The 15,173-nt window shown below is 67.9% G+C and carries 15 protein-coding genes; all 15 read right to left on the bottom strand.

The features are described 5' to 3' along the window. Positions 1 to 21: 21 nt before the first annotated feature. The 15 genes from H6717_18995 to H6717_18925 all read right to left on the bottom strand — a co-directional run bounded on the left by H6717_18995 (position 22) and on the right by H6717_18925 (position 15,170). The gene (locus tag H6717_18995; GenBank protein MCB9579124.1) at positions 22 to 633 is read right to left on the bottom strand and encodes a hypothetical protein; all 612 of its coding nucleotides are present in this window, start codon (positions 631 to 633) and stop codon (positions 22 to 24) included. A 198-nt stretch (positions 634 to 831) separates the two neighbouring features. Then, the gene (locus H6717_18990) at positions 832 to 1,743 is read right to left on the bottom strand and encodes a hypothetical protein (GenBank protein MCB9579123.1); all 912 of its coding nucleotides are present in this window, start codon (positions 1,741 to 1,743) and stop codon (positions 832 to 834) included. Between the two features lie 44 nt (positions 1,744 to 1,787). Then, positions 1,788 to 2,612 carry a hypothetical protein gene (locus H6717_18985; GenBank protein ID MCB9579122.1) on the bottom strand — a complete coding sequence of 275 codons (825 nt, stop codon included), beginning with the start codon at positions 2,610 to 2,612 and terminating at the stop codon, positions 1,788 to 1,790. Next, positions 2,609 to 4,498, bottom strand: a complete 1,890-nt coding sequence (locus tag H6717_18980; GenBank protein ID MCB9579121.1) for a BatD family protein — start codon at positions 4,496 to 4,498, stop codon at positions 2,609 to 2,611. The genes H6717_18985 and H6717_18980 overlap by 4 nt, the downstream gene beginning before the upstream one ends. Next, positions 4,495 to 6,546, bottom strand: coding sequence for a VWA domain-containing protein (locus tag H6717_18975; protein MCB9579120.1), 2,052 nt, complete (start codon positions 6,544 to 6,546; stop codon positions 4,495 to 4,497). The genes H6717_18980 and H6717_18975 overlap by 4 nt, the downstream gene beginning before the upstream one ends. Further along, positions 6,543 to 7,661: a VWA domain-containing protein gene (locus H6717_18970; protein MCB9579119.1), complete on the bottom strand. Its 1,119-nt coding sequence runs from the start codon at positions 7,659 to 7,661 to the stop codon at positions 6,543 to 6,545. Before H6717_18970 ends, H6717_18975 begins: the two co-directional genes overlap by 4 nt. A gap of 53 nt (positions 7,662 to 7,714) precedes the next feature. After that, on the bottom strand, positions 7,715 to 8,788 hold the full coding sequence (locus tag H6717_18965) for a hypothetical protein (protein MCB9579118.1): 1,074 nt from the start codon (positions 8,786 to 8,788) through the stop codon (positions 7,715 to 7,717). Continuing rightward, positions 8,785 to 9,666, bottom strand: coding sequence for a DUF58 domain-containing protein (locus tag H6717_18960; protein ID MCB9579117.1), 882 nt, complete (start codon positions 9,664 to 9,666; stop codon positions 8,785 to 8,787). Before H6717_18960 ends, H6717_18965 begins: the two co-directional genes overlap by 4 nt. Positions 9,667 to 9,694: 28 nt before the next feature. After that, complete coding sequence (locus H6717_18955) at positions 9,695 to 10,681, bottom strand: AAA family ATPase (protein MCB9579116.1); 987 nt, start codon at positions 10,679 to 10,681, stop codon at positions 9,695 to 9,697. A gap of 137 nt (positions 10,682 to 10,818) precedes the next feature. After that, positions 10,819 to 11,769, bottom strand: coding sequence for a hypothetical protein (locus tag H6717_18950; protein ID MCB9579115.1), 951 nt, complete (start codon positions 11,767 to 11,769; stop codon positions 10,819 to 10,821). 48 nt (positions 11,770 to 11,817) lie between these two features. Further along, positions 11,818 to 12,336 carry a hypothetical protein gene (locus H6717_18945; protein ID MCB9579114.1) on the bottom strand — a complete coding sequence of 173 codons (519 nt, stop codon included), beginning with the start codon at positions 12,334 to 12,336 and terminating at the stop codon, positions 11,818 to 11,820. 128 nt (positions 12,337 to 12,464) lie between these two features. Further along, positions 12,465 to 13,247, bottom strand: coding sequence for a hypothetical protein (locus H6717_18940; GenBank protein MCB9579113.1), 783 nt, complete (start codon positions 13,245 to 13,247; stop codon positions 12,465 to 12,467). Beyond that, the gene (locus H6717_18935) at positions 13,240 to 13,755 is read right to left on the bottom strand and encodes a sigma-70 family RNA polymerase sigma factor (GenBank protein ID MCB9579112.1); all 516 of its coding nucleotides are present in this window, start codon (positions 13,753 to 13,755) and stop codon (positions 13,240 to 13,242) included. Before H6717_18935 ends, H6717_18940 begins: the two co-directional genes overlap by 8 nt. Positions 13,756 to 13,906: 151 nt before the next feature. Further along, positions 13,907 to 14,335 (bottom strand): hypothetical protein, encoded by a 429-nt coding sequence (locus H6717_18930; GenBank protein ID MCB9579111.1) that lies wholly within the window; start codon positions 14,333 to 14,335, stop codon positions 13,907 to 13,909. A 1-nt stretch (position 14,336) separates the two neighbouring features. Continuing rightward, a complete protein-coding gene (locus H6717_18925) occupies positions 14,337 to 15,170 on the bottom strand; it encodes a hypothetical protein (GenBank protein ID MCB9579110.1) in 834 nt (277 codons plus the stop codon). Between the last annotated feature and the right edge of the window lie 3 nt (positions 15,171 to 15,173).

Genomic DNA, 15,173 nt, shown 5'->3' with positions numbered 1-15,173 from the left:
GACGGCTTGTCGGTCATGCTGTCAGACGATCCCCTGGTCGAGCATGGCGTCCGCCACCTTCACGAAGCCGGCCACGTTCGCGCCGACCACGTAATCGATGAAGTCGCCTTGCTTGCCGTACTTTACGCAATCCTCGTGAATGGACCGCATGATGATGTGCAGCCGGTTGTCCACCTCCTCGCGGGTCCATCGCATGTGGGACGCGTTCTGGGCCATCTCGAGGCCGGAGGTGGCCACGCCGCCCGCGTTGGCGGCCTTGCCCGGACCGTACAGGACACGAGCCTCACGGAACACGTCCGTGCCTTCCGGCGTGGTCGGCATGTTGGCGCCCTCGGAAATGCACAAACAGCCGTTCTTCACGAGCGTCTTGGCGTCGTCGGCGTCGCTGCTCATCTCGATGCGGAAGCCGCGGTTGATTTGCACCTGCCCCTGATCGTCCACCCACGGAACGCGGAACATGATCACGCGTTCCGGCTCCGTCATGCGCTCCAAGATGCGAGCGTTCCGGTAGGCGGGGTTTCGCTCCACCACCGGCATCACGGATTCGGTGACTTCGCGCACCGCTTGGAGGAATTCGGTTTCGCCAGGGTTCTTGGCTTCGACCTGCTGCATGAATGCGTCGACTGTCGTCATGACGCGCTCCCTTCGTGTTTCGCGCTCCGTGGCGCGTCACTCGTTTTGCCGCGGATTATGCAACCAGGTCTGTCCCGAAATGCCAGACGCACCGCGTCGAACCTGCCAACCGTCACCCGGCCCCGCGATTTGCAGCTCGCGGCGCGCAGTCACTGCACTCACCTTCCATGAAGGGACCGGACAGCGAAGAAACTGCGGCTACTCGTACTGTGCCGTCATCCCGGCGGTCATGCTGCCCTTGCCGTCCAGCTCGACCCCGGCCTTGTCGCTCTTGCCCTTCATGGTGAGGGGGCCCTTCAAGTTCATCTCGATGGGCCATGAGGTGGCCGTGTCCACCGTGACCTTGCCCTCCAGATCCATCACCATCCCTAAGTCCTGATCCTTCGGCGAGGCCGTCAGCTTGAAGGACACGTCGAAGGTACCGTAGGTCAACGGCCCTTCCGTACGGGTGCCGCGAAAGGTGAAAGTCGCGCTGTCGACGGACATCTCGTCGCCGTCCTTGGAACCGAACATCTCCCTCACGATGTCCGCCGTCACCAGCAGCTTCTCGCCGTCCAGCAGCGGCCGGCTCGGGATGAACGAGGTGAACTTGTCGGGCTTGCCCAGATCCTTGAAGTCGTCGGCGACGATCTTCTTCTCCTTGCTCGGCACGCTGCCCCCGCTGTCGGAGTGGACTTCCACCGATCCGTTCACCGCTTCCACGGTGTAGCTCTTGCCGCTCACGGGGCTGGGCTTCCGCTTCAGCGCTGCCTTGCCCTCTGCTTCGGCGTCGAACTTCTCCAGATAGGTGACCTTCACCTTGGTCACCGCCGTGTCGTTGGCCGCGAGCACTTCCACGCGCTTCTTCTCACGCTCGTTCTTCTTGAACGCGCCGCTGTGGATCACGCGGCCGGCGCGCTTGGCTTCGATCTGAACTTCGATCTCGTTCTTCGCGTCTTCCGTCCGCTTGGCCCCGACGCCGGGCACCTTCTTGCTGAACAGCACGCCCGGGGTCTTCTGCGCCTCCGCCGACGCGGCGGGCGTGGCCTCGCCGGTCGAGCCCTTCTTGCAGGCGAGAAGCGCTCCGGTGCAGGCAACGACGGCGACGAACGCGGTGAAATCCTTGCGCATCTTCCCCTGGTATCGAATTTTCGAGCCCAGGAACAGGGCTCCGCTCAGGGCGTCGCCAGCTGCCGCAGTTGGCCGGCGGAGATCCAGCCTGTGTCCGTGCCCCACTCCACCTTCGCGAGGGTTCCGCGGCGGTCCAACACCCAGATGCTGGCTCCCTCGGGGATTTCGTCGTGCTCCACCTCGGATTTCGCCAGGGGTTTGCCGGTCTCGTCCAACAGGCGCGCGGAGGGCGCGACCACGACGGCGGGATGACTGCTCAGGCGATGGTGGCGAGCGGCGAAGGCGAGCCCGCCGCACAAGAGCAGCACGGCGCTGCCGATGGCCGCGGTGGTGGTGCCGGTGAGCCGCGGGCGCCGTGCCCGCGAGAGCTGCCTCAGGGCGAGGCCGACCGTGGCCAGGATGGAACCGAAGGCGGCGCCCCAGGCCCACGCGTCTTCCGGCAACAAGGCGACGATGGCGCGACCGAGCGATGGCCGCGCGGCGATGGGATCGGAGCCTTGCCGAGCGCGCCGTCGCGCGATCTCGTCCCGCACGGCTTCGAGGGCATGCTCTGCTTCGCTATCGGACGGTCTGAGCTCCACGGTCTCGGCGAAGGCGGCGGCGGCGCGGCCGAGGTCTCCGGGCTCGGCGGAGGACGAGCGTGCCCGCTCGACGTAGGCGGCGCCGCGGTCGAAGCTGGCGTCCGGGTGCACGAAGCCGCGATCGGCGAGCAGCTCGAAGTGATCCACGGCGTCGTCGTAGGCGCCGCGGGAGAGCGCCTCCACGCCTTGGCGGAACAGCGCCTGGTCGTCGTCCTTTGCGGCGGCGGCGGCGGCGAGGAGCAGCAGCGCTGCCCCGCAAAAGATCGCGGTTTTTCGCTGTTGGCTCACTTCGAGCTCTTCACCTTGGCGAGTCGCGCGATCAGCCCCTCGGCGCGGCCCGGGAAGTCGGCGCCGTCGTCGTCCGCTCCCGTGAAGCGCACGGCGTCCGCGTCGTCCAACAGCGCCACCACGTCCTCGGCGAGGTCTTTCGGAACGCCGTGCTCCGCCAGCGTGCTCGGCAGCTCTTCGCGCAACACGCCGCGGGCCTTGAGCCCCACGGCTGCTTCGATCGCCGTCAGCACTGCGCGCTCCGACGCCGTTGCCGCCTTGGCCCGATCCCCGGCCTTGTGAGCGGCTCGAGCATCGGAAATTGCCCGCGACGCCCCTCGGGTCTTCGACTCCCGGCGCTCTCCGAGCTTCTCCCGGGCGCGCCCAGTGGCGTGCGCCGTGGCGCTGACCAACACCACCCCCAGGGGGCCGAGCAAGAGCAATCCCCAGAACCAGGGATGATCCGTGATCGGTTGATGTCGGTCCGCCGCGGAACCGAGCGCGGTCCGCGCCTTCGCGATCCCCTCGAGGGCATCCGACTCTTTCGGCTCGGGCGGCGTGTAGCCGCCGGGGTTCGGCTTCACCTTCACGCTGCCGAGATCGGCGCGTGCCACTTCGTAGGCGTCTCGGTCCGGATCCCAGTACGGCAGACTGATCTCGCCCAGCTCTACCTCGCCGGGCTCCTCGATGCGCACCACGTAGGTGAACTTGCGCCAGCCGCCGATGGTCGTTCCCCGCGCGTCGATGTCGTCCACCGTCGTCGGGTCGAGCCATTCCACCGCCTGGCGCTGAGGAGTCTTGAGGGTGAAGGGCAAATTGCCCGTGCCCTCCAGCTTGGCGACCACGCTGACGGCCTCCCCCGCGACGATCTCGCGTGGCTCTACGTTCGCGGTCAGCGTGAAACGCCCGACGTCCCCCACCTTGTAGCCCGGAGGACGCCCCGCGACCGGGGGCTCCGCGACGGTGATCTCCAGCGGATTGCTGTAGCGGACGAGCCCTTTGTTGGAGCCTTGCGACGGATAGCCGCGGCCGTCGAAGCCCATGCGCATGGCACCGATGCTCAGCTTGCCGGAGCGAATGGGAAACAGCGCCAGCTCGCGGACCTTCTTCGCGTACCAGAGCTGACCGTCGATGGGCAGCTGGTACATGCGTTCGGCGTAGGAGTTCTCGAGCAAGGTGTGCGCCAGAAACGCCTCGCGGCTCGGCTCCGAGGTGTTGGTCTCGCGAAACACGCCGCGTTGGCCGTAGGCGTAGATCGTGAGCGTGACCTGCTGCCCGACGACGGCGTGGGTCGGGTGCACCACTGCTCGCAGGAATGCGGTGGCGTCCGGCGCACGGCTCATCTTGAGCTCGTCGGGGTATGGGGGCAGCAAGTCGAAGCGATCCGAGTCGTCGTCGCCTTGGTCGTCGTCGCCGCCGAATCCGGGGATCTGCGGAAACCCCGGCATGCCGAAGGGATCGAAGGGATTGAACGGACTACGGCGAGAGCCTGCGCTGCCCGCGGGCACCACCTCCACGACGGTGGCTTGACCATTCACCCGGTGGCCTTCGTGCTGCACGCTCGGCGGACCGATGCGAAAGCGCCCCGTGCGGGGCGCCGTCAAGGTCCAGGTCGCAGTGATACCCATGCGATGGCGCACGCCGCCGCCGGTGATGCTCACTTGGGACTGCGTGGAGATCGATGGCCCGTGGACGGTGATCCCCGGCGGAGTCACCAAGCGCGGCGCCGAGGGCATGGGGTTGCCCGCCTCCACCAGCGCCGTGAGCTGGAAGGTGAAGGTCTCGCCGGCCTCCGGTCGCGAGGTGCTGAGCTGGGACTTCAGCGACACGCCACCGGCCGCTGCCGCGGGCAGGGCCCAGGCGAGCAGCGCCACGAGGCACGTCAGGAAGACCCGCACGCGGCTCACTTGTCCTCCATGCCGCGTAGCGCTCGGCGCTGAAGCGCTTGGTTCTTCGCGGCCTCCTGCTGCAGCGTGGGCGCCCGCTCGAGCATGTCGAGCATGCGCTCGTCTTGGTTCACCGAGGGCTGGCGTTGGGGCTCGGGCGGCGGTGGGGTGCCCGCGTCCCCCTGATCGTTGGGAGAAGCGTCTTGTCCGCTTCCGGAATCCTTGCCGCCGGCGTCGGGGCTCTGGTCTTGATTCTGTCCGCTGTCGTCGCCGCCGTCGCTGCCCGAGTCCTTGCCGCCGCCGTCGCCCTTGCCGCCGTCGCCGCCGTCGCCCGCGTCCGGTTGCGCATCCGGCTGGGCGTCGGGGGAGCTGTCCTGACCTGCGTCCTTCTTCTTCTCTTCGTCCTCGATACGGCGGAGGGCGATGGCGCGGTTCCAGGCTGCATCGCGGCCGATGCCGTCCCCGGCGTCGTCGGGTAGGCCGGGGATCAGCTTCAGGGCGCGATCGTAGAAGTCCACCGCGGCCTGGTAGTCGCGGCTCAAGAACTCGAGGTTACCCGCGAGGTACAAGGCGCGAGCCCGCAGATCGATGGGGATCTGCCGGTCTTTGGCGATGGCCTCCACGATGCTCAGCGCGCAGGCCACTTCCTGCTTGCGGCGCTCGTCGTCCTCCGGGTTTTGGGCTGCTCCGGCGTCGGCTTCCTCCTCGCCGAAGCGCTGGCCGAACTTCTCCGCCAGCGCGAACAACCCCAAGCCGAGATCGAAGCCGGCGTTGTGCTTGGAGGCGACGTTGTCCGTGCTGTAGCTCCCTCCCGCCGAGCACTGGCCGGTTCGGAGATACTGCTCCAGTAGACCGACGGCGGCGTCCGCGCCGCCGTCGAGCAGGCCGATGGCTTGATCCACCGGTGGCGCGTTGCGCTCGAACAGCGAGTCCACGGCCTGGCAACCGGCGCCGCTCAGGGTGAACGCCAAAAGCAGACCCAGGGCTGCGGCCCGTGTCTCGCGGCGCTTGCGTCGCGGTCGCCGCTTGGGGGGCGGGGTGGGCGTCACGCGCTTGCGGCGGCGCGCTTCGGACACGAACGTTTCCAGCACCAAGAGCAGGATCGCGAGCCCCAGCGGGTAGTAGTAGACGTCTGCGTAGACGGTCTCCACGCGCTCGGACAGCTCCTCCGTCATCAGCTTGCGGAGCTGGGCGGCGATCTCGCGAATGCCGGTGGAGCCGCGCTCGCTGCGCACGATGCTTCCGTGCGTTTCCTGCGCGATCTTCGTGAGCTGCGCCTCTCCTGCGGCCGTCAATGAAGTCGTCAGCGGCTTGCCGTCGTCGTCCGTACGCCAGCCCGAAACCTCTCCGGCTTCGTCCACCTCCGGGATCGGCTCCGGGGTGCGTCCGCCGATCTGCACGACGTCGATGGTGGTGCCGTCTTTCGACGCCGCCCGCGCCACGCTCACCGGGTCGCCCTCGAGATCTTCGCCGTCGGTGACCAGCAGCAGCACGCGGCGGTGGTTCTTGCTGAGTGGATCGCGATCCAACAGCTCGCGGCCGGCCTCCAGAGCCCGCGCAATCGCGGTACCGCCCACCGGCATGTCGTTGGGGGATAGTTGGCGGAAGAACTGCGCGATGGCGGCGCCGTCGCTGGTGAGCGGGAAGGAGATGGGATCTCCCGCGAATGCCACCGCCCCGAAGCGCGCCCCGGGGAGATCCGCCACCAGCCGGCTCACCTCGGTCTTGGCGCGAGCGATGCGCGAAGGAGCGACGTCCCTCGCGTACATGCTCTTGGAGTAGTCGAGCACGATCACCACGTCGAGATTCGTGGCGGGGATCAAGCGGGTGCCGCGGCCGTACTCCGGCCCGGCCATGGCGGCGAAGGCGAGGGCCACGGCCAATACCAGGAGCACGCCCTTGAAGGCGCGGCGACCACCCGATCGGAAGGTGAGCAGAGACTCCACGCGGTGCTCGTCCCCGAAACGCCGGATGTCTCGCACCAAGAGCACGCCGCCCACGATGAGCAGCGCCGCGACCACCAGCGCGAGTCCCGTGCCGAGCAGCCACCAGGGGGAGGCGAACTTCACGGGAACCTCCGCAGCACGAGGGCCCGAAGCAGCGCGTCGAGGGCCAGGAGCAGCACCGCGGGAAGCAGGAAGAAGCGGTACAGGTCTTCGAAGCTCGCCACGTTGGCCTCGAAGCGGGTCTTCTCCAGCTTGTCGAGCACGTCGTGGAAGCTCGCTTCCAGGGCCTTGGCGTCGGTGGCCACGTAGGTTTCACCGCCCGTCTTCTGGGCGAGGTCCTTGAGCAGCTCCGGGTTCACCGGGAAGGGCACCGTGACGTAGCGCGGTTGCCCGAACAGATCGAACCCGTCTTGCACCTCCGCTTCGTCGCCGTCGCCAATCTGGATGGTGAACAGCTTCGCGCCCACCACGTTGGCCAGGTGCGCGGCGTACTCCGGAGAGATCGCGCCGGAGTTGTTGTCGCCGTCCGTGAGCAGGATCACGGCCTTGCTGGCCGCGTGGGAGTTCCTGAGCCGGGCGACGGACACGCCCACGGCGTCTCCGATGGCGGTGGCGCTTCCGTCGATGAGCTTGAGCTCCATGCGGGAGACGAGCGCGTCCAGCAGGTGGTAGTCGAGCGTGGGAGGCGACAGCACGTAGGCCTCCTTGCCGAACACCACCACGCCGATGCGATCCGTCTTGCGGCGGCTGATGAAGTCACGAATCACCGCCTTGGCGGCATCCAGCCGAGTGGGCCGAATGCGCGAATCCCGCCGGGAGGTGTATTTCTTCAAGTCCGGCGGCAGGTTGTCCATCACCGCCTGCATGGAGCCGGAGAGGTCCAGCACCAGCACGATGTCGATGCCCTTCTCGTCCGCGGTCTGTGGGCTCAAGGTGTTGACCGGCCGGGCCATGGCCAGCACCGCCAGGGTCAGACCGATGGCGCGCAGCACCCCCGGAGCGTCGCGCAACCAGACGCGAGGACCCTGCGGCCCGCGGGTGAGGGGCGCTACCGTGCCGAGCAGCAGCCGCGGCGTGCGGCGATCTTCGCCGAAGGTGCCGCGCCAGAACACGAAGGGCACCAGCAAGAGACCCAGCAGGAACCACGGGCGATGCCACGCGGCGTTCATCAGCTCTGGGCCTCGCGCCAGGGCGGGATACAGGATCCCGAGCCCGGCAAAGAGCACGACGAAGCCCATTACGATCGCGACGCGGATCGCGATGCGGGCACCGGGGGATCTCTGCTTGGCGCTCACGATGGCGCTCCAGGCTTGGGCACGGCCATCGGGGGGATCGTGCGGGACACGATTTCCTCGCCCCGGGAAAGCGCGGTCTCGCACTCGTCCGCGCTGGGCGTGAGCCGCGCGAACTTCACGAGATCCGCGTGGCGCATGAAGGCTTCAATCTCTTCCAGCACCGTGATGGGTGGAACCACGCGGCGCAATACCGAGAGCGACTCCCGAGTAGTGCTCTCCAGCCCGTCGTAGCGGTAGCGATCTCCAAGGTACTTGCGCACGATGTGCGAGACTCGGTCGTAGTGCTCGACGAAGCGCTCGCGCTCGATCAGGCCGGCGTGCCGTAGATCGTGCAATTCCTCCATCGCCACCACCCACGGGTCGCGTGGCGGTGGTGGTGGCGGCAGCGGCTTTTCTCGCCGCAAGAAGCGCCCGATGAGCCACGCGACCAGGGCGCCGACGGCCAGCGCGATGAGCGTGGCGATGGTGAGGTCTCGCGCCAGCGTCCAAACTTCCCGCTGCCGACGGGCGTCAGGGTTCGGCTTGGGCTTGGGGTCCGGCGTGTTGGCGATCGGATCCTCGACACGGATCTCGTGGGGCTTCGTGCACACCGTCACCAGCTCACCGCTCGCTCGGGCGATGGAAACGGGCAGCGGCGGCAGCGTCATGTCGTTGCGCCCCGGCTTACGCGGCAAGGGCACCAGGTTGAGGGTCACCGTGGTGGTGGCGCGCTCGCCGTCGGTCTTCACCGCCACGCTCGGTCCGGCGCCGCCGTCCGGATCGGGAAGCGCGAAGCCGGCGCCCGCGAGCGCTCGCTCGTCGTCGCCACCCTCGTGCAGCCGGAAGCCATGGGGCAGCACCGTCTCGCCCTTGCCGTGCTCCACTTCCACGACCAACGGAACCGCGTGTCCTGACAGGGCGTGGTCCGGGAACTTCTCCGTCATCTTGGGGCGGTTCTTTCCCGACGGAAGGTGCTCCACGCAGCTCGGGTGCTCCACGTTCCCGGGACCGGCGTCCGGCGCACCGCCATCTGCCCGCGCCACGCTCGCAAAGCCGAGCAGCGCCACGGCGAGGAGCCCCGCGCGCCTCACCGGTGGGCCCTCCGGGCCCGGCGCGCGAACAGATCGTGCAGCGGGCGGACGTAGCTCCGGTCCGTGCGGATCACCACGTGGTCCAGCCCCAGCTTGCGGAAGATCTTCACCTGCGCCTTGCGATGCGCCCGCATCTGGTGGGCATACCAAGCGCGCACCTTGGCGCTGCCGGTGTCCACCAACACGTCTTCTCCGGTTTCCAGGTCCTCGAAGCGAGCGAGTCCGACGTCCGGGAGCTCTTCGTCGCGGGGATCCACCAGCATGCACGGGATCACGTCGTGCCGCGCCGACGCCAGGGAAAGCGCGCGCTCGTAGCCATCGGCAAAGAAGTCGCTCACCACGAAGGCGACGCTTCGGCGCCGTGCGACGCTGTACAGCGTTTCCAGCGCGATGGTCAGATCCGTCCCCGTGCGCTCCGGCTGGGCACCGAGGATCTCGCGGATCACCCGCATCACGTGCTTCTGCCCTTTCTTGGGCGGCACGATCTTTTCGATCTGGTCCGTCGCCAAGATCAAGCCCACGCGGTCGTTGTGCTTGATGGCCGAAAAGGCACACAGCGCCGATACCTCGGCGGCCACTCGGGACTTGCTCGCGTTCTTGGTGCCGAACTTCTCGCTGGCGGACAGGTCCACCACCAGCATCACGGTCATTTCGCGCTCTTCCACGAACACCTTTACGTAGGTGTCGCTCATGCGCGCGCTCACGTTCCAATCGATGCTGCGAACGTCGTCCCCCGCCTGGTACTGGCGGACCTCGCGAAACGCCAGGCCCTGACCCTTGAATCCGGAGGTGTAGTTGCCCGAGAGCTGTTCCGTCGCGAGCCGATTGGTCGTGATTTCGATCTTGCGAAGCGCTTTCAGTAGCTCCTTCGGAATCACGTTTCTTCGGGCTCCGGCTCTCTCGGCCTCAGGGGACTTCGACGACCTCGAACACCCGACGCACGATGTCCTCCTGAGTCACTTCTTCGGCCTCTGCTTCGTAGGAGAGCACGATGCGATGGCGAAGCACGTCGGGGCCGACGGCCTTGACGTCTTCCGGCGTCACGTAGCCGCGGTGGCGCAAGAAGGCGTGGGCACGGGAAGCGAGATTCAGCGCGATGCTGGCGCGGGGACTGGCCCCGTACTCGATCAGTGGCGCCAAGTCCTTCATGCCCTTGGAGGCCGGGTCGCGGGAGGCGAACACCACGTCCACGATGTAGTCCTTGACGCGGTCGTCCATGTACACCTCGCGAACGACCTTGCGGGCGTCCGTGAGCTGCTCGGGCGAAGTGACGGAGCGGGCCTGGGCCGGCACCAAGCTGGTCATGCGATCCATCACCGCTCGTTCTTCTTCCCGCGACGGATAGCCCACCTTCACCATCAGCATGAAGCGATCCACCTGCGCTTCCGGCAGCGGATAGGTGCCTTCCTGCTCGATGGGATTTTGGGTGGCCATCACTACGAAGGGATCCGGCAAGGGGTAGGTCTTGTCTCCCACGGTGACTTGGTGCTCCTGCATCGCCTCGAGCAGGGCGCTCTGCACCTTGGCGGGCGCGCGGTTGATCTCGTCTGCCAACACCAGATTCGCGAAGATGGGCCCCAGCTTGCTGGTGAACTCTCCCGTCTTCTGGTTGTAGATGACGGTGCCGATGAGGTCCGCCGGCAACAGGTCGGGGGTGAACTGAACGCGGGCGAAGCTCGCCTCGATGGCATCGCAGATGGTGCGTACCGTGAGCGTCTTGGCCAGCCCGGGCACGCCTTCCAGGAGCACGTGGCCCCCGGCCAACAGGCCCACCAAGAGGCGGTCGATCATGTAGCTCTGGCCGACGATGACCTTGCCGACTTCTGCCAGCAGATCGTCCACGAAGGCGCTTTCCTTCGCGACCAGCTCGTTCAACGCGCGGACATCCTGCATGAGTAGCTCCGAGGGTTCCCCGATACCCGGTCTCGCTATAGCTCGACCGTCCCGGCGAAGACAATCTCGGAGGGCGGAATATTCCTCGGGAATCCTTCGGAATTTCCCGCCCTTAGCTCAGGAATGGCGCGCTTTCGTCAGTTGCAGACCACGGCCGCGCCGGCGGTGAGGTAGCCCGCCACCACCGGCACCTTGGACTTGCTCGGCGAGCTGCCGGCCCAAGCAGCGGTGGGCAGCACCTGGCAGCTCTTGCTGCCATGCGTGAGATCGATCTCGACGGTCCCGGGGTCGACGTTGTTGAACAGGCCAAAGCCCGACGTCGACGTCTGGGTCAGGTTCAAGTCCGGCAGGTTGCTGGCGCTCAGGTAGAACGGCCCCTTGCCGCTGGAAGGCGAGAGACTGGCCGTCACTCCATCCTGCCCATCGAGGCCACTGCTGCCCTGCTGGAAGGCGCTGAGCAAGACCTGCCCCTTGGTGATGTCGATGGTGGAGCCAATGGCGTTGGCGAAGAGCAGCGCCTCGCTGTTCTTCGGATACCCTGCACCCCCCACGTCCACCCCGTTGGGTCCCGTGGTGGCGGTTCGCAGCACGGCGAGGTAGTCCTGCTTGGTGAACTCGAGCAGCACTTCCGAGTTGGCGGGCACGCCCACCAAGGAGAACAGACCGTTGCTGTCGCTCGTCACGCAGGGCACGGCGGGCTTCTGATACAGGCACACCTTGAAGCCCGGGATGGGCGTGGGGTTGGTGGTGAGGGTGAGCAGCTCGAGGCAACGGCCGGACACCGACACCGTCGGCCCGCCGCCGCCCGCTCCGGCCATTCCCGCCATGCCGGCCATTCCTGCCATGCCGGCCATACCCCCGGTCCCGCCCGTTCCGCCGCCACCCGTCGCGCCCGTGCCGCCAGTTGCGCCGCTGCCACCGGTGGCACCGGTTCCGCCCGTTGCGCCACCACCGTCCGCTGCGCCGGTGCCGCCAGTGCTGGTGCCACCACCAGAGCCGCCGCCGCCGTCACTCGCCGAGCATGCCGTCAAAGCCCAAGTCGCCAAGCTCACGCTGGCGACGACCGCGATCCATCCGTTCCGCCTCATGGGGCGCGGACCCTCCGTAGTTCGCGAGCCGGCGTCAAGGGGGTCCGTCTACCGCTGCCGCTCTTTGGGGAGCTCGATGCGGCGCTCGGTGGCCGTCGATTTGAGCACGCACTCATGCTTGGCCTTCGTGCAGGTTCCGTTCTGTGTGGAAAGGCGAATTGCGACCGCATCGCCGTCCATGACCTCGAACTTCGCGTGACGATTGGCTTCCCGCCACTCCAGGCTCCAGGTCCCGGCGCCTAGCTTGACCGTGGCGGGTGTTCCACCGACAGAAGAAAGGCTGACGTCGACGGGCACTCGCTGGTCTTCCCCCGCGATGCGGGGGCTCGCCACCGGAGAAAGGTGGATCTCCGTCCGCGCATCCGCGGCTTCCTTCTGTGCGATGCACGCGGTGGCGCCTTTCGCCGTGCAGGCGATGACGCGATTGCGTACGTGAGTGAAGGTGATTTCCCCGCCACCGGGATCGAGCGAGCTCGGTGGTTCCTGCGGTGTGATGGGCGTGGCCGTGCGTCCGAGCACCAGTGCGGGGCCAACCGCCAGCATGCCGATCGCGATCGTTCGCAACATCTTCCGATTCCCTACTCTTGGGGGCGCCCGCAAAAGGGCAGGCGCCCACGCGCTAGTATCGTTCGACGAGCGAAGACCACAAGTTCTTCAATCTCAGCGAAACTTCCGGAGATTTCGGGGAGTTGGCGCTAACGCGAGAATACCAGCGGTACATGCACCATCCCGCCCGCGTCCGTAGCTGGAAAAGTCAGGCCCTTCGCCTGTCGAGCGATACAGGCTCCGAGACCGGGGTAGCCCTTGGGGTCCGGCGCGCTCGCGCTCGTCACGCGACCCGACGGCGCGATTCGCATCGTGAGGGTGACGCGGACCGTTGCGGGCGCTTGCGGATGCCAGCACGCTGCTGCCAGCGCACCCTGCTGCCGGACGACGGTGTTCCTGATCGCGCTCGGGCTCAGTCGCTTCTGGCGCCATGGATCGATGACCGTGCCACCAGAAGCAGTGGGCTTGACGGATGGATTCCCCGCGGCGGTAGCGGGACGCGGGCCGGCGAACGGGTCGAGCACCTCGCCCCGAGACGCACTGGCCGCAGGCTTGCCCTTGAAGGGGTCGACCACGGCGCTTGGCTTCGGTCGAGGCTTGGGCTCGTCGCGAAACGGATCGACGACTTCGCTCTTTGGTGCGGCGCTGCTGGTTGCCGTTGGAAACGGATCCTTCAGCGTTGGCGCTGCAGGTTGGCTGGACGATTGCGTCGGCTCCTGGGCTATCTGTGTTTGCCGAGTCATCCATGTCGATGCAACGAGGCCGGCGACCCCCGCGGCCGCTGCCACTCCGGCGACCCAGGGCCAGCGAGCTCGGGCCGAAGGCAGCGGTGGCACCGCGCCGGAGAAGCGCAGCACCTCGAGCTTGTGCTCCAGCTCCGCGACCACGGGATCGACTTCGCCGCTGCCGTCCCACAGGTAGTCGTCACTCATCGCTCCCCATCCTTTCTCGGAGCAGGCCCAGCCCGCGGTGCAGGTTCACCCGCACGGACTCTGGTTTGAGGCCGGTGCGCGCGGCGATTTCCGGCCCCGTCATGCCCTCCACCAAGCGCAGCACCAGGGGCTCGCGATACGCCTCCGGCAGCGTGCGGATGACGGCCAGCACCTGCTCCGCTTCGGCGCGCCGCGGATCGCTGACCGGCACTTCGGGCAGCGCGTGCTCATCCACGCGTTTGCGCATCAGATCCGTCGCGCGATTTCGGGCGATGGCCAAGAGCCAGCCGCCGAAGGCGTCGGGCTCCGCCAGCGTGGAAAGCTTCTGGTAGGCGACAAGGAACACCTCCTGCGTCAGGTCGTCCGCGTCTGCTGCGTTCACCCGTGACAGCAGTACGCCGTGCACCAAGTTCACGTAGCGCTCGAAGAGCCGACCGAAGGCGACGCCGTCTCCGCCGCGGGCGGCACGCACCAGGGGTCCGTCGTCGGAGCGGGGCTTCGGGGGCACGACGGCGTAGTCTCGGGGGAAGGCGAGGGACGCGATACCCCTGAGACGGGCGTGCCGCGCCGACCGTTAACAGAGCTTCTTTCGTCGGGCCGGTCGTCCGGGGCGCGAGGTTCCGCGGCGGACCGACAAGACCTCGGAAACGGAGGCAGGCTCAGCCGAAGCGGATGCCGCGGCCCGGTTTTGGGCTCGCGACGAGGCGCACGATGAGGGCCGTGGACAGGAGCAGCGCTGCCAGGGTGATCACGTGGCGGGCGGGGGAGCTCAAGAGTGGCGGATGGAACCACTGCCACAGGAGCGCGAAGGGCAGCGGCGCGGCCGCGGACGAGAGCCAGCCGCGGCGCCCCGTGGGCGGCGTGCGTAGCCGGAACAGGAGCAGCAGGAAATCCACGGCGACGAGCGACACGGTGAGGGCGCCGGCCACGGCGCTGCCGAGAGCCAACCAACCGAAGAGCGACCAGCCGCCGCCGCCGCCGTGAGCGGTGCGCGCCCAGGCCAGGAGCCAAGCGCCGAGCATCGGCCCCAAGCTCGCGGGCCACAGCCAGCGTCCGAGTCGTTCGATCCCGTAGCGACGGAGACCCATGTCAGGCGACCTCGTCCACGATGGCTTTGCTGACTTCGTCCATGGAGCTCCCGGCGGCGTCCACGTTCGACAGGGCGCCATCGTCCAAGCTCAGGGTAGCAGCATTCGCGGCGTCCGCCGCCACGTACATGCGAGTGAGGCCGTCCACGTGGGCGTGGATGCGCTCGTCGACGCGGCGCTCCACGGCGTCTTGTACGCGCCGCCCGGGGGTTCGGCTCAGCCGCGCGCGGGCTCGCGCCAGCGAGAGCAGGCTCTTCCATGCGCGGCGCGCGCTCTTGGCGCTGTCGGGATCGAGCAAGGATTCGTCGACGCTGCGCCGCAGGTCCGCGCCCGCGCGCAGGTCGTCTGCGACAGTGCCGTCGAGATCTCGAGCGATGTCGTCGAGGGCGAAGGCGATGGGATCGTCGGCCGGGACGAGCAGCGGCGCGGACGCCAGTACCGCCGCGATCACGATCACCACGGCGCGTACCATCGGCTCTGCCAGGGCGTAGCGCGTGCTCACGTAGCCGGCGAGAGCGCCCCCGGCGAGGGCCAGCACCACGTGCACGATGCGCGCGTTGCGCTCCCGGACGCGCACGCTGCGCTCGGCGAAGCAGAGGCCGACCAGCGCCGCACCGGCGAGGGCCGGCGCGGCGTCCAGCAGCACCCCGCCGCCGTAGGCGCCGAGGGCTCCGGCGGCGACGGCGAGGGCGCTCGGCGTGGCGCTCGCCGCCAGCGCCAAGAGCACACCCAGGGCGACCAGCAGCGTGGCGGCCGCAACGCTCGAGAGACGTGTGGTCAAGGGCAGGACCCCGAACACGATGCCGCCCGCCACGATGCTCGTCAGTGCCTTCATGTT

This window comes from Polyangiaceae bacterium (genome assembly GCA_020633235.1).
GTDB lineage: Bacteria > Myxococcota_A > Polyangia > Polyangiales > Polyangiaceae > JACKEA01.
This window is presented reverse-complemented; position numbering and strand designations above follow the sequence as displayed.

Coding starts and splice junctions, on each gene's coding strand:
- H6717_18995 (MCB9579124.1), bottom strand. CDS start 633: ATGACGACAGTCGACGCATTCATGCAGCAGGTCGAAGCCAAGAACCCT.
- H6717_18990 (MCB9579123.1), bottom strand. CDS start 1,743: ATGCGCAAGGATTTCACCGCGTTCGTCGCCGTCGTTGCCTGCACCGGA.
- H6717_18970 (MCB9579119.1), bottom strand. CDS start 7,661: ATGGGCTTCGTCGTGCTCTTTGCCGGGCTCGGGATCCTGTATCCCGCC.
- H6717_18955 (MCB9579116.1), bottom strand. CDS start 10,681: ATGCAGGATGTCCGCGCGTTGAACGAGCTGGTCGCGAAGGAAAGCGCC.
- H6717_18950 (MCB9579115.1), bottom strand. CDS start 11,769: ATGAGGCGGAACGGATGGATCGCGGTCGTCGCCAGCGTGAGCTTGGCG.
- H6717_18945 (MCB9579114.1), bottom strand. CDS start 12,336: ATGTTGCGAACGATCGCGATCGGCATGCTGGCGGTTGGCCCCGCACTG.
- H6717_18940 (MCB9579113.1), bottom strand. CDS start 13,247: ATGAGTGACGACTACCTGTGGGACGGCAGCGGCGAAGTCGATCCCGTG.
- H6717_18930 (MCB9579111.1), bottom strand. CDS start 14,335: ATGGGTCTCCGTCGCTACGGGATCGAACGACTCGGACGCTGGCTGTGG.
- H6717_18925 (MCB9579110.1), bottom strand. CDS start 15,170: ATGAAGGCACTGACGAGCATCGTGGCGGGCGGCATCGTGTTCGGGGTC.